Origin of the sequence: Agrobacterium sp. LY4 (assembly GCF_001526585.1) — a bacterium.
GTDB classification, from domain to species: Bacteria; Pseudomonadota; Alphaproteobacteria; order Rhizobiales; family Rhizobiaceae; genus Agrobacterium; species Agrobacterium leguminum.
Window position 1 is genome coordinate 70,898 of sequence record NZ_ASYA01000015.1, and the last position, 13,785, is coordinate 84,682.

The 13,785-nt window shown below is 61.1% G+C and carries 14 protein-coding genes and 1 pseudogene; 4 read left to right on the top strand and 11 right to left on the bottom strand.

Going from position 1 to position 13,785, the window contains the following annotated elements:
* Positions 1 to 301: 301 nt before the first annotated feature.
* The 7 genes from L904_RS15205 to L904_RS15235 form a co-directional block, all read right to left on the bottom strand.
* Positions 302 to 1,294, bottom strand: coding sequence for an ABC transporter substrate-binding protein (locus tag L904_RS15205; protein WP_020813653.1), 993 nt, complete (start codon positions 1,292 to 1,294; stop codon positions 302 to 304).
* Positions 1,295 to 1,314: 20 nt separating this feature from the next.
* Positions 1,315 to 2,187, bottom strand: coding sequence for an ABC transporter permease (locus L904_RS15210; RefSeq protein WP_020813654.1), 873 nt, complete (start codon positions 2,185 to 2,187; stop codon positions 1,315 to 1,317).
* Entirely contained in the window at positions 2,184 to 3,059 is an 876-nt protein-coding gene (locus L904_RS15215; protein WP_020813655.1) for an ABC transporter permease, read from the bottom strand. The genes L904_RS15210 and L904_RS15215 overlap by 4 nt, the downstream gene beginning before the upstream one ends.
* Before the next feature lie 234 nt (positions 3,060 to 3,293).
* Complete coding sequence (locus L904_RS15220; protein ID WP_020813656.1) at positions 3,294 to 4,088, bottom strand: ABC transporter ATP-binding protein; 795 nt, start codon at positions 4,086 to 4,088, stop codon at positions 3,294 to 3,296.
* Entirely contained in the window at positions 4,085 to 4,528 is a 444-nt protein-coding gene (locus tag L904_RS15225) for an NUDIX domain-containing protein (protein ID WP_020813657.1), read from the bottom strand. The genes L904_RS15220 and L904_RS15225 overlap by 4 nt, the downstream gene beginning before the upstream one ends.
* Complete coding sequence (gene hydA, locus L904_RS15230) at positions 4,525 to 5,982, bottom strand: dihydropyrimidinase (RefSeq protein WP_020813658.1); 1,458 nt, start codon at positions 5,980 to 5,982, stop codon at positions 4,525 to 4,527. Before hydA ends, L904_RS15225 begins: the two co-directional genes overlap by 4 nt.
* The gene (locus L904_RS15235; protein ID WP_020813659.1) at positions 5,979 to 7,226 is read right to left on the bottom strand and encodes a Zn-dependent hydrolase; all 1,248 of its coding nucleotides are present in this window, start codon (positions 7,224 to 7,226) and stop codon (positions 5,979 to 5,981) included. Before L904_RS15235 ends, hydA begins: the two co-directional genes overlap by 4 nt.
* A gap of 260 nt (positions 7,227 to 7,486) precedes the next feature.
* Here L904_RS15235 and rutR point away from each other — a divergent pair, with 260 nt between their 5' ends.
* The 3 genes and pseudogenes from rutR to L904_RS15250 all read left to right on the top strand — a co-directional run bounded on the left by rutR (position 7,487) and on the right by L904_RS15250 (position 8,977).
* Complete coding sequence (gene rutR, locus L904_RS15240; protein WP_020813660.1) at positions 7,487 to 8,128, top strand: HTH-type transcriptional regulator RutR; 642 nt, start codon at positions 7,487 to 7,489, stop codon at positions 8,126 to 8,128.
* A gap of 254 nt (positions 8,129 to 8,382) precedes the next feature.
* Positions 8,383 to 8,706, top strand: a pseudogene (locus tag L904_RS15245) (DUF2325 domain-containing protein); the annotation flags it as partial.
* Positions 8,687 to 8,977, top strand: a complete 291-nt coding sequence (locus L904_RS15250) for a hypothetical protein (RefSeq protein ID WP_020813661.1) — start codon at positions 8,687 to 8,689, stop codon at positions 8,975 to 8,977. The pseudogene L904_RS15245 and the gene L904_RS15250, both read left to right, overlap by 20 nt.
* A 105-nt stretch (positions 8,978 to 9,082) precedes the next feature.
* On the opposite strand, the gene L904_RS15255 is transcribed toward L904_RS15250, so the two are convergent.
* From L904_RS15255 to uppO, 4 genes are all read right to left on the bottom strand, one after another.
* The gene (locus L904_RS15255; RefSeq protein ID WP_020813662.1) at positions 9,083 to 9,478 is read right to left on the bottom strand and encodes a DUF423 domain-containing protein; all 396 of its coding nucleotides are present in this window, start codon (positions 9,476 to 9,478) and stop codon (positions 9,083 to 9,085) included.
* Positions 9,475 to 9,876 (bottom strand): group II truncated hemoglobin, encoded by a 402-nt coding sequence (locus L904_RS15260; RefSeq protein ID WP_020813663.1) that lies wholly within the window; start codon positions 9,874 to 9,876, stop codon positions 9,475 to 9,477. Before L904_RS15260 ends, L904_RS15255 begins: the two co-directional genes overlap by 4 nt.
* A gap of 274 nt (positions 9,877 to 10,150) precedes the next feature.
* Positions 10,151 to 10,447, bottom strand: a complete 297-nt coding sequence (locus tag L904_RS15265) for a nucleotidyltransferase family protein (RefSeq protein ID WP_031234599.1) — start codon at positions 10,445 to 10,447, stop codon at positions 10,151 to 10,153.
* Between the two features lie 38 nt (positions 10,448 to 10,485).
* Positions 10,486 to 11,901 (bottom strand): polysaccharide biosynthesis phosphomannomutase UppO, encoded by a 1,416-nt coding sequence (gene uppO / locus L904_RS15270; RefSeq protein ID WP_031234600.1) that lies wholly within the window; start codon positions 11,899 to 11,901, stop codon positions 10,486 to 10,488.
* A 257-nt stretch (positions 11,902 to 12,158) separates the two neighbouring features.
* On the opposite strand from uppO, the gene uppM reads away from it, so the two are divergent.
* On the top strand, positions 12,159 to 13,781 hold the full coding sequence (gene uppM, locus L904_RS15275) for a polysaccharide biosynthesis protein UppM (protein WP_031234601.1): 1,623 nt from the start codon (positions 12,159 to 12,161) through the stop codon (positions 13,779 to 13,781).
* Positions 13,782 to 13,785 lie beyond the last annotated feature (4 nt).

The following is a 13,785-nucleotide window of genomic DNA, read 5'->3' on the forward strand; positions in this document are numbered from 1 at the left end:
TAATTCGTCAAATGGGTTACCAATGGAGTGTCCGGCCGGCTGCATGTTCGCATCGTTCGTAAAGTTTCGCAAAATCTGTGCGTTTTGGCAAAACGTATCATCCGTATACCGTCACCCCGGACGAGATCCGGGGTCCAGCGCGATCAAGTCCTTGATCGCGAGAGACACTGATAACGGCGCAGACGCGCCGTGGCTGGATGCCGGATCTAGTCCGGCATGACGGAGGAGAGGTCTTAAATTTTCTTCGTGAATCCGAACGCGCGGAAATACCGCGCGTTCGGTGATTTGGCGGTCGGTCCGACTATTTCAGCGCCGCATCGGTGATTTCGGTGGTGTAGGCGCCTGTCGGTTCCTTGGTGATGACCGGATCGGAGCCGCCGCCCAGCAGCGTCTTGACGGTACGGTCATAGTCCGCCTTGTCGAGGGCGCCCTTCGAGCCGGCGGTCAGTTTTGCCACTTCGCCCATCATGCGCTTCTGGTGTTTTTCGGTCTGGGCGCCGGAGGCGTCGTTTTCGAGAACGATATCGGCGGCGTCGTCAGGGTTTTCTTCCGCCCATTTCCAGCCCTTCATGGAAGCGCGGACGAATTTGACCATGTCTTCCTTGAACTTGGCGTCCTTCAGCTTGTCTTCCAGAACGTAAAGCCCGTCTTCCAGCGTCGCCACGCCTTCCGCCTCGTATTTGAAGGTGACGAGTTCCTCCGGCTTGATGCCGGCATCTATGACCTGCCAATATTCATTATAGGTCATGGTGGAAATGCAGGCGGCCTGTTTCTGCAGCAGCGGATCGACATTGAAGCCCTGTTTGAGAACAGTCACGCCATCGGCCCCGCCGGTGGTCGGGATTTTCAGGTGCGCCATCCACGACAGGAATGGATATTCATTGCCGAAGAACCAGACGCCCAGCGTCTTGCCCTTGAAATCCTCCGGCTTGGTGATGCCGGTTTCTTTCAGGCAGGTCAGCATCATCCCTGACGATTTGAACGGCTGGGCGATATTGACCAGCGGCACGCCCTTTTCGCGGGTGGCGAGCGCGGATGGCATCCAGTCGACGATGACGTCAGCACCGCCGCCGGCCAGAACCTGCGCGGGCGCAATGTCCGGGCCGCCGGGCTTGATGTCGACATCGAGGCCTTCGGCTTCGTAAAAACCCTTGTCCTTGGCGACGTAATATCCGGCGAACTGCGCCTGGGTCACCCATTTCAGCTGCAGGGTGATCTTGTCGGCGGCCTGCGCTCCGAATGCGGTCAGGAGTGACGCGCCGGCAAGAAGCATGGATGCAAGTTTCATTTTCATCGCTGTTCCCTTTTTCGTTATTACGTTCGTCCCCCACGGACGGACGGATGCCAGAAGGTGACGGCCCGCTCTGCGAGCGCCACGAGACCATAAAAGCCGGAGCCGGCGAGCGCGGCGACCGCGATTTCGGCCCAGACCATATCGACATTGCTGCGGCCCATTTCCGCCGAGATGCGGAAACCCATGCCGACGATGGGCGTGCCGAAGAATTCCGCGACGATGGCGCCGATCAGCGCCAGCGTGGAGTTGATCTTCAGCGCGTTGAAGATGAACGGCCAGGCGGCGGGCAGGCGCAGCTTCACCAATGTCTGCCACCAGCCGGCGGCATAGGTGCGCATCAGGTCGCGTTCCATGTGGCTGGAAGCGGCAAGCCCCTGCACCGTATTCACCAGCATGGGGAAGAAGGTCATGATGACGACGACGGCGACTTTCGACTGCCAGTCGAAGCCGAACCACATGACCATGATGGGTGCTACGCCGACGACCGGCAGAGCCGAGACGAAATTGCCGATGGGCAGCAGCCCGCGCTGGAGGAAAGGCGACCGGTCGATGAGGATAGCGACGAGGAAGCCGAGGCCGCAGCCGAGCACATAACCCGTCAGTACCGATTTGATGAAGGTCTGGCGGAAATCGGCCCAGAGGATCGGCAGGGAGCCGGCGAGCCGCGCGAGGATGGCGCTCGGAGCCGGCAGCAGGATGGGCGGCACGGAAAAACCGCGCACCACGCCTTCCCAGAGCGCGAGGATCGCCAGCCCGAAGAGGAGGGGCACGGCGATGCGGCCGATGCGCTTTGCCGCTGGTGTGGAGAAACGGCGGCGCACCAGCCATTCGTTGAAGGCCCAGGCGGCAAGCCAGAACAGGATCGCGCCGAAAAACCAGCCGGGATGGGTCATGGCCGGGCTCCCATTCTCTTGAGGACGGCGGCATGGGCGATGCCGATGATCGACACCAGAAGTGCCGCCACACCGGCGGCCATGAACAGCGCCGCCCATATCTGCACCGTCTGGCCGTAATAGGAACCGGAAAGCAGGCGCGCGCCGAGCCCGGCAACAGCGCCCGTCGGCAATTCACCGACGATGGCGCCGACCAGCGCAATGGCGACGGCGATCTTCAGCGAGGTGAAGAGATAGGGCAGCGCTGCGGGCCAGCGCAGCTTCCAGAATATCTGGCCGGGCGAGGCATTATAGGTGTGCATCAGGTCGAGCTGGATCGTCTCCGGGCTTCGGAGACCCTTCACCATGCCGACGACGATGGGAAAGAAGGAAAGATAGGTGGAGATCAGCGCCTTCGGCAGCAGCCCGGAAATGCCGATGGAATTCAACACGACGATAATCATCGGCGCGACGGCAAGGATGGGGATGGTCTGGCTGGCGATGATCCACGGCATGACGGAGCGGTCCATGGCGCGGTTATGCACGATGGCGACGGCAAGCAGGATGCCGAGTACCGCACCGATGGCGAAACCGAGCAGCGTGGCCGAGAGCGTAACGCCGGCGTGGTAAATGAGGCTGCGCTTGGAGGTGATGGCCTTGTTGACCGTGGTGTCCCACAATTCTGCGGCAATCTGGTGCGGGGCGGGGAGAACCGGGCGCTCCTGGGCGAAGGTTTGCGGCAGGAGCTCGAAGAAGCCCGGCGTTTGACCGGCGCGGGTGGCCTGATCGCGGGCGAAAGGCATGTTGAGGTAGACGACGGCGAGGTGCCAGAGGATGAGGATGGCGAGGAGGACGGTTAGGATGGGGAGGAGGCGGTGGCGGAGGAGGGTCATGGGTTTTCGCTCCGCCGCTTTTGCCGCGGGTGGGGCTTAGCGGTGCCTTGTGGGTGGCGCTTACCCCCCTCTGTCCTGCCGGACATCTCCCCCTCAAGGGGGGAGATCGACTCGTGGTGAGGTCTCGCCCGTCTTAACGTTTGCGAATGAAGCGGTGGTCGCGCCTCTTGCTGATCTCCCCCCTTGAGGGGGAGATGCCCGGCAGGGCAGAGGGGGGTAATGCTGGCGCTGACCTCACCCCTCATAGCTATGCCCCGCCTTCAACCCCTCACGCACCCGATGCGCAATCGCCAGAAACTCCGGCGTCTCCCTGATGTCCAGCGGCCTTTCCCGTGGCAGCGTCGATGTGATCACATCCGTCACTCTGCCCGGCCGCGGCGACATCACGACGATCTTGGTCGAAAGATAGACCGCTTCGGGGATGGAATGGGTGACGAAGCAAATGGTCTTGCCGGTCGTATCCCAGAGTTTCAGCAGTTGTTCGTTGAGGTGATCGCGCACTATCTCATCCAGTGCGCCGAAGGGTTCGTCCATCAACAGCAGGTCGGCATCGAAGGCGAGAGCGCGGGCAATGGAGGCGCGCTGCTGCATGCCGCCGGAAAGCTGCCATGGATATTTCTTGCCGAAACCGTTGAGATTGACGAGATCGAGCGTGCGCTCGATGCGCTCGCGCTGCTCGGCCTTGGTATAGCCCATGATTTCGAGCGGTAGTGCAATGTTCTTTTCGATGCTGCGCCAGGGATAAAGGGCGGCGGCCTGAAAAACGTAACCGTAGGAGCGGTCCCGGCGGGCGTTTTCCGGCGTCGTGCCGTTGACGGTGATGTCGCCGGATGTGTGTTTTTCCAGATCGGCGATGACCCGCAGAAAGGTGGTCTTGCCGCAGCCGGAAGGGCCGATGAAGGAGACGAAATCGCCTTTGCCAACCTCCAGGTCGACATTGGAGAGTGCGTGCACCGGGCCATCGCCCGTTTCGAAAGTGAGGCCGAGATTTCTGGCGGAAACGACGGAATAGGGGGAGGCCTGGTTCATCTGGGCTTGGTTTCGCTTTCCGTCAGGGCCGCGCGCGCCAGCGGCAGCATTTGGGTTTCCGTAAGCCTTGCGATCGTTACGCCGGTGTGGCCGTCGAGATCGAGCCAGCGCACTTCCTCTATTTCCGCCTGCGGGGCCACATCGGCATGAAGCCTCGCGATGAATGTATGGGCGACGACGTCCGCCCCCGTCTCATTGGCGGCCTCCTCGCGAAAGACGCCTTCATAACGGGCGGCATTTTCGGGCAGCGTCAGGCCGATTTCCTCGGCAAGTTCGCGGTGAAGCGCCTGTTCCGGCGTTTCGCCTGGATCGATCTTGCCGCCCGGCTGCATGAATTGCGTGGTGCCGCGCTTGCGCACGACAAGCATCTGCCGCCGCTCATTGAGGAGAACGGCTGCGGCGATGACGATTTCGCGTTTCGGCCCGGCGCTCACGGTCATACACCCGATGCCGGAATGCCGCTGCGCTCCACCTTGCGCGGCGCGACGAGTTCCTTCCAGGTGGAAAGCGCCCGGCTGACGGCTGGATAAGCATCGCGGGCGATGAACTGGCCGTGACCCGGCTGCGTTTCGATGGTGGCCTCCTCGATGCTGACGAGACCGCGCGACAGGGTGTAGCGCGGCAGGCCTTTGACCTTCTGGCCTTCGAACACGTTGTAATCGATGGCCGATTGCTGGCTCGCCGCGCGGATGGTCTTTTCCAGCGCCGGATCCCAGACGACGATATCGGCATCGCTGCCGACGAGGATCGCGCCCTTTCTGGGGTAGATGTTCAGAATCTTGGCGATGTTGGTGGAGGTGACGGCGACGAATTCGTTCATCGTCAGGCGGCCGGTCGCCACGCCATGGGTCCAGAGCAGCGGCATGCGATCTTCCAGCCCGCCGGTGCCGTTCGGAATCCTTCGGAAATCGCCAAGACCAAAGCGTTTCTGTTCGGTGGTGAAGGCGCAATGGTCGGTCGCCACGCATTGCAGCGAGCCGGAGGCGAGGCCCGCCCAGAGGCTGTCCTGATGCTGCCGGTTGCGGAAGGGCGGCGACATCACTCGACGCGCGGCGTGATCCCAGTCGGGATTGGCATATTCGCTTTCATCGAGGATCAGGTGCTGGATCAGCGGTTCGCCATAGACCCGCATGCCATTTTGGCGGGCGCGGCGGATCGCTTCATGGGCCTGCTCGCAGGAGGTGTGGACGACATAAAGCGGCGCACCCGCCATATCGGCGATGATGATGGCGCGGTTGGTGGCCTCGCCTTCCACGGAGGGTGGGCGGGAATAGGCATGCGCCTCCGGCCCGACATTGCCTTCCGCCATCAGCTTTTCCTGCATCTGCGCGACGATATCGCCGTTTTCCGCATGCACGAAGGGAATGGCGCCCAGTTCGGCGCAGCGCGAGAAGGAGGCGAACATCTCGTCGTCATTCACCATCAAAGCGCCCTTATAGGCCATGAAGTGCTTGAAGGAGTTGATGCCTTTTTCCCGAACCACCGTCTTCATCTCATCGAAGACCTGCTCGCCCCACCAGGTGACGGCCATGTGGAAGGAATAATCGCAATTGGCGCGCGTCGCCTTGTTGTCCCATCGCGCCAGCGCGTCGAGAAGCGACTGGCCAGGCTCCGGCAGGCAGAAATCCACCACCATGGTCGTGCCGCCGGCGAGCGCCGCGCGCGTGCCGCTCTCGAAGTCATCGGCGGAATAGGTGCCCATGAAGGGCATTTCCAGATGCACATGCGGATCGATGCCGCCGGGCATGACATAACATCCGGTGGCATCGAGTACCGTGCCGCCGGTCAGATCGGGCCCGATCTCGGTGATCCTGCCGCCTTCGATCTTCACATCGGCCTTGTAGGCGAGGTCGGCGGTGACGATGGTGCCGTTCTTGATGATGGTGGCGGTCATTCCACGATCTCCGCAGTCTCAAGCACCGCATGCAGCAGCACGTCGCAGCCGGCGGCGGCCCATTCCGGCGAAATTTCCTCGGCCTCATTGTGGGAAAGCCCATCCACGCAGGGGCAGAAGATCATGGTGGAGGGTGCGACCCTTGCCGTCCAGCAGGCATCGTGGCCGGCGCCGGAGATGATGTCCATGTGGCTGTAGCCGAGTTTTTCGGCAGCAGAGCGCACGCGGCCGACCAGAACGGGGTCGAAGGTGACGGGATCGAAATGGCCAATGGCTTCGATCGAGCAGCCGACGCCGAGCTCTTCGGCGATCTGCGGCACCTCGCGTTCGAAGATGGCGCGCATGCTGTCGAGTTTCGCCTGTGAGGGGGTTCTAAGGTCGATGGTGAAGACCACCTTGCCGGGCAGCACATTGCGGGAATTGGGTGTGAAGATCATCTGGCCGACGCCGGCGACGGCGCCCGGCTGGTGGGCCATGGCCACCTCCTGCACCTTTTCGAGAATGCGGGCGGCGGCAAGGCCGGCATTGACGCGCATGGCCATCGGGGTGGAGCCGGTATGGGCTTCCTTGCCGGTCAGCGTCACTTCCAGCCACCAGAGGCCCTGGCAATGGGTGACGACGCCGATCTGTTTGCTTTCCGCCTCAAGGATCGGCCCCTGTTCGATGTGATATTCGAAATAGGCGTGCATTTTGCGCGCGCCCACCTCTTCCTCGCCCAGCCAGCCGATGCGCTTCAGCTCTTCGCTATAGGTCTTGCCGTCGGTATCGGTGCGGCCATAGGCGTAATCGAGATCGTGGATGCCGGCGAAGACGCCGGAGGCCAGCATGGCCGGCGCAAAGCGCGCGCCTTCCTCGTTTGACCAGTTGGTGACGGTGATCGGGTGTTTGGTTTTGATGTTCAAGTCATTCAGGCTGCGCACCACCTCCAGCCCGGCCAATACGCCGAGCACGCCATCGAACTTGCCGCCGGTCGGCTGGGTGTCGAGGTGGCTGCCTATATAAACGGGAAGCGCGTCCGGGTCCGCGCCGGGGCGGGTGGCGAACATGGTGCCCATGCGGTCGACGCCCATCGTCAGGCCCGCCGCTTCGCACCAGCGCTGGAACAGGCGGCGGCCTTCCGCATCCTCATCCGTCAGCGTGCGGCGATTATTGCCGCCGGCAATGCCGGGGCCAATCTTCGCCATATCCATCAGACTGTCCCACAGACGGTCGCCATTGACCGTCAAGTTCTTACCCGCCGCCATGAAGTGTCGTCCTCATCTGTTTTGTTTTTATCGAAGCAAAGCTTGTGCCGTTCCCTTTTTTGCCGGTTAAGATAACAGCCATTGCCTTGTGATGGCGATGGGGGATAAATTGACCGGCTGGTAAACATTGCAAATTCGCGGTGGCGTCAGCAAGGGATTTTCGTGACGAATCGCAGTAATTTTGCCTAAACTGTACGCGTAGATTATTTTTTAAGCATACTGTAACGGCAATTGCATGGAAAAGAAACAGAGAGCTGAGAATGGCCATACCGCGCGCAGCGAAAACACAGAAGCGGACCCGCATTCAGGAAGAAAAGCAGGAAGCGATTCTTGAAGCCGCGCTCAGTGTTTTTTCCACAAACGGGTTTCGCGGCTCCACCATAGACCAGATTGCCGAGGCGGCCGGCATGTCGAAACCGAACGTGCTTTATTATTTCCGCACCAAGGAGGCGATGCATCGCGCGCTGATCGAGCGGGTGCTGGACACATGGCTCGACCCGCTGCGCGCTTTCGATGCCAAGGGCAATCCCGAAAGCGAGATCCGCTCCTATATTCGTCGCAAGCTGGAAATGTCGCGCGATTTCCCGCGTGAAAGCCGCCTGTTCGCCAATGAAATCCTGCAGGGCGCGCCGCATATCGAGGATGAGCTGAAGGGGCCGCTGAAACAACTGGTGGATGAAAAGGCCGAGGTGATCCGCGCCTGGGTGAAGGCCGGGCGGATGGCCAAATGCGATCCCTATCATCTTATTTTTTCCATCTGGTCGACCACGCAGCATTATGCGGATTTCGATGTGCAGGTGCGGGCGGTGCTGGGTGAGAAGAATGGCGGCGAGGGCCGTTTTGAGGATGCGGCCCGGCATCTGGAGCAGCTTTTCATGGGCGGATTGCGGATAAACGGCTGAACGAAACCATTCTCGCGAATATGTGATCGATTCTTTATGTCAAAACATGAGGAAAATTATCACCTTTATACTTTACTCCAAAACTCATCTTTATTATGGTGCCGGCATCCCGAACGTCCGGGGCATTGAAAAATCAACCGGCAGGTGAGGGAATGGCACGTAAGGAAAAGAAGAAGGCCGAACGTGGCGGCAAGCAGGGCAAGGGCGCGCCACAGACCGAAAAGGACGTGGCCGAACAGCAGCTTTCCGGTCCGAAAAGCTTTCTTTATGTCGGCGGCCGTGACTGTCAGGTTGCGCATCTTCGCCAGATCGCCAGCAATTTCGGCGCGGAGCTCATTCATCACGATGGCGGCCTGCGTGAAGCCGTCTCGCGCATCGATACCGTGCTTCCCTCCGTCGACTGCGTTTTCTGCCCGATCGACTGTATCAGCCACGATGCGTGTCTGCGGGTGAAGTCCGGTTGCAAGAAATTCGGCAAGACGTTCATTCCGCTGCGCAACGGCAGCAAATCCAGTCTGGAGCGGGCGCTGCAGACCATGAATGAACGGACCTCCAGCGATGAGCGACGAGCGCAATAATTTTAAGGGTGAAGAGCCGGCGGCGGAAGCCTGCCGTGTGGAACTGCACAAGATGGCCGAGCAGGCTGCCGATCCGGCCCTGACGGATATCTATGAAATCATCGGTGAACGCGAAAGGCGCAACCGCCTTGCCAGAAGCGGCGGCAATGTCGTGACCTTTCCCTATCTGCGTACCCGCCAGCCGGGTGAAACGCCGTCCTTCGAGATCGGCGCGGCGGCCGAAGAGGGCCGCAATATCCTCTCGTTTCGCTGGACGCGGCGTAAGGGCTGAAGCTGAAGCATTTCCAGTCAAAGTGCGACGCGGTTTTGCGCCCGGAAAATGCGTAAAACAGAGAGGTAGGGCACGCCCAACGGTTCGGTTTAAACCGGACGCGCTCTAGCCCTTCGGCTTCAGAAACGCTCCCGCGCACAGCACCAGCCATCCGGCGATCATGCCGAGGCCGCCCGTGGGTGCGGCGTAGGGAAAGAGGCTGTGGCCGGAAAAATGCCGGGTAACGAGATCACCGACAAAGATCGCCGTGCCGAGGCCGAGGATGAGGCCTGCCGGAATGGCGGTTCTGATGCGATCCGCGCCGATATGGAGCGCCACCAGCACCGGCGCATGCGCCAGCGCCATGGCCGAGGCATTGCCGAGCATATAGGTTTCGCCGGTATGGGTGGCGGCGGCTGCAAGCATCACACCGGCCGCGCCCAGCAGGCCGCCTAGCAACAGAATGAAGGCCCGCAATCTTTCGCGGGGCAGGCTTGCGATGGTCGCGCTCTGCGTGGTCATTGGCTGTCCGCCTCCTGATTCTGCATGTGAAAGGCCAGCCGCTCCACCGGCGTCCAGATGATCTCGCGCAGCTTCGGATTTTCGATGGTCTCGTCCATGGCGCGTCGGAAGCAGAGCAGCCATTCATCCCGCTCGGCGGGGCCGATGGGGGCGACGAAATGACGCCGCCGCAACATCGGATGGCCGTGTTTCTCGACATAAACGGGCGGTCCGCCAAGATATCCCGTCAGATAATCGTAAAACTTCGCCTCGCTGCTGGAAAGATCGGCGGGATGGATGGCGCGGCAGCGCGCCGCTTCCGGCAGGGTATCCATCAATTCGTAGAAGCGCCGGGTCAGCGCCCTGACGGTCGCATCGCCACCTATCGCTTCATAAAGGGTAATGGTCTCGCCGCTCATAATCCGCCTCTCGTGGCCCTCCGGTCCTTATCGCTCCATGGAGCCGGAAGAGCAACAGGGCACGGGCGGGGTGCGACATTTGCGACACCGCGCTGATAAGTCCTCAGCTTTCACTTTCGACGGATCGTTGGATAGCCTCAACAGCGATTTTGAGCGGCGCCACATGTTCGGTGACCACGGCCCAAACGACGTCATCCGCCTGCGGTGTGGGTCTCAATACCGTTTATGGCCTCCAGAATTTCGGCGAGAACCGGCCCGGCCCTGCGTCTGGTCATCAAAATATCCGTACGGCGGATTGTTCGATGTCATTCCGGAGCAACGGGTGGAGGCTGTTGCGTGTCGTCACGTCGACTTCCACGGCCAATTCTTCTTCCAGAAACTGCTTGATACCGACGAGATCGATCAACGAAAAACGGCGGCCCGGATCATAGTCGATGAAGATGTCCAGATCGCTGGAGGCAAGGGCCTCATCGCGGGCCGTCGATCCAAAAAGATAGAGCGACGTCACGCCCATGCTTTTCACTGCATGGGCGTGGCGCTTGAGTTTCCTGATTGCGTCCGTTCTCTTCATGCGCGCAGCTTACACCATCGCGTATGCGGCATCCACTCTCACCCAAAATTGCGGATGAGATCGAGCCCCTTGTTCAGAAGCGTTTCGGCCTCATCCTGATTGGCGGCTTCGACGTAGCAGCGCATTTCGGGAGCATTTCCGGAAGGGCGGAAATGGATGGTGCTGCCATCGGTGAGCGCGACGCGCAGGCCGTCGATGTCGCTCAGCGCCTTCACGGTGCCGACCGGTGTGAGGAAGGCCTCGAGATTGCTGCGCGAGGCGCGCAGATGCGTCATCAGGGCGGCGCTCTTTTCCTGCGCGAAATTTTCCAGGCGGTCGGCGGCGGCGACCGGCAGGTTATAGGCGGCGGCGATCTGCGACAGCGGCTTTTTCTGTTCTGCCGAGAGAAGCAGCACGGCGAGAACCGGCAGGAAGCTGTCACGCGTCGGCAGCGGCGAAAGCGCCCTGCCGTTAAGTGTGAAGGCGGAGGCCGTCAGCAAACCGCCATTGGCCTCGAAACCCATGACGCCGTTCTTGCCGGCGGCGAGCGCCTCAGCCATGCCCGCGATCACGAAGGGAGAGCCGACTTTGGTGCGGATGACGTCGAACGAACCGCTCGCCTCGATGCCGGAATTGGAGGTGACGGGGGTGACGACCACGCCGGCGCCGAGGAAATTGGCGGTGATCAGGCCGATGAGGTCGCCGCGCAGCGGCACGCCGTTTTCATCGGTCAGCAGGGGACGGTCGCCGTCGCCATCGGCGGAAACGATGGCGTCGAGACCGTGCTCCGGCGACCATTTCTTGAGAAGGGCCAGCGTTTCCGACGAGACCGCTTCGGTATCGACAGGGATGAAGGTTTCGGAGCGGCCGAGCGGAACGACATCCGCACCATAATGGGCAAGCACGTCGACAAAGAGATCGCGCGCCACCGTGCTGTGCTGGTAAACGCCGATCTTGAGGCCGGAGAGCGCCTTTTCCGGCAGCAGCGCGATGTTGCGCTCGTAGAAAAGTTCGGCTGCGGTGGCGGAATGGTCCTCGGCGGTCGCCGCCTCGTCGCTGATGCCTTCCGCTTCGATTTCGGCGGCAAGAGCGGCAATCGCCGTCTCGTCCTGCTTGTCGATTTCACCGTCCGGGCGGTAGAACTTGATGCCGTTGCGGTCGGCCGGGATATGCGAGCCGGTGATCATCAGCGCGCCCGCCTTCAACGACAGGCCGTAAAGCGCCAGCGCGGGTGTCGGCACCGTGCCGCAATCGAACGGGGTCAGGCCGGCTTTTTTGAGCGCGGCGATGCAGGTGGCGGAAACATCCGGGCTCGAATCGCGGAAATCGCGGCCGACGAGAATGGGATCGCCCGCCTTTGCCTGGCCCGATGTGAGAAGGTGCCTCGCAAATGCCGTGGCATAAACGGCCGAGGCTTTTCCTTTCAGATCGACGGAGAGGCCGCGAAGGCCGCTCGTTCCAAATTTCAGGCTCATTCCAAACTCCGTTTCGATAAAATCTTTGAGGGTCAAATGGATAATGCAAAAATATAACGGTTGAAAGAACCGTATCGATCCATTCAAGTCAATCATCCCTTTCAACGTGGCCGCGAATAGGCGATGATGGCGGGACTGATGCGGGTAACCTAAAATTCACCCGTCATATTTAAACTTGTCCGTCGATAGCGGCTCTGGCGACGATGGGAACCCTCTGTTGCCGGCCTTTTTGTGGTTCGTTCGAGTTGGATTGGCTGATGTACAGGCTTCAAAAGGCGGGACATAAGCAGGCACGTCCGCTCGATGAAAAAACGGCGCCTGCCGCGAGAACCCATGGTTCGCTGCTGGACGATCTGGTGGATGAGGACGAGGTATTCGAGCGCACGGTGCTGAAGGAGCATCTGGAGCCGAAACCGGCGAAGACCGTCGCCGAGCCGGCCGCGGCCGAGACGCCGGTGAAGGCGGCTTCGCCGAGCGGCAGTCTGGCGGCTGCGCTGCCGGGCCTGAAACATATCGACAGGATCGGTGTGGATGACGTCATCCTCTGGCTTCGCAAAGGCATCGTCTGGATCGTGCTGGCAATCGTTCTCTGCGTCGCCGGCGCGCTGACCTATGCCTATATGACGCCGCCGCGCTACAAGGCCTATACGGATATCGTCGTCAATCCCTCCAACCTGAATGTCGTCAATGACGGGGTGTTTTCGCCCAACCAGCAGCGCGACACGCAAATCCTCGAGGTGGAAAGCAAGCTGCGCACCATCACCTCGCGCAACGTGCTGGCGCGGGTGGTGGACGAGCTGAAGCTCGATCAGGACCCTGAATTCATCAGTCCGCCGCCGCTCGCCCGGCTGAAGGCGATGTTCTCATCCAAACCGCAAGATGACGACAACCGGGTCGGCGCGCTTCGTTCGCTTGGCGATCGGGTGGCGGCGGAACGCGACCCGCGCTCCTTTGTCGTGACGCTTTCGGTCTGGACTAATGACGCGGAAAAATCCGTGACTGTCTCCAAGGCCATCGTGAAGGCCTTCGAAAGCGAGCTATTCCAGACAAACTCCGATAGCAGTCAACGCGTCGTTGACGATCTCAGGAAGCGGCTTGAGGAAATGCGCGAGAATGTGACCGCCGCCGAAAAGCGCGTGGCCGATTTCCGCCGCGAGAACGGCCTGCAGGAAAATAACGGCCAGCTCGTCAGCAATCTGGCTTCCGGTGAGCTGAACGCTCAGGTGCTTGCGACCCAGCAGCGCCTCATTCAGGAAGAATCGCGCCTCAAGCAGATGGAGGCGGCGATTGCGCAGAACCGCACCCAGAGCGACGCCATATTCGACAGCCAAACGATGAATACGATCCGCGCACAATACAGCACGCTGCAACAGCAGATCGGTGCGATGACGCTGACCTATGGCGCGCGCCATCCGCGTCTTGCGACCGCGGGGGCGGAGCGGGCGATGCTGGAACAGGGAATGGCGGATGAGGCGCGGCGTATCCTTCAAGCGGCAAAGATCAATGTCGCGGAGGCGCGCTCCTCACTCGATGCCCTGCGGCTGAAAGCGGTGGCGGAACGGGCCAATGTCTTTACCGACAATGAGGCGCAGGTGCGGCTGCGTGATCTCGATCGTGACGCCCGCTCGGCGGCGGCGATCTATGAAACCTATCTCACCCGCTCGCGCCAGCTTGCCGAACAGCAGTCGATCGATTCCACCAATGTACGGGTGATTTCGCAGCCGGTTGCGCCCAATTCCAGAAGCTGGCCGCCGGGCAAGCTGACCTTCCTGATTGCCGGCGGCATGGGCGGCCTGTTCCTCGGTCTCGCAATTGCCGTGGCGCTCGGCCTCTGGGGTTATCTTCGCCGGGACGATCACGCGGATGTCGCGGCGCGGTAAGACA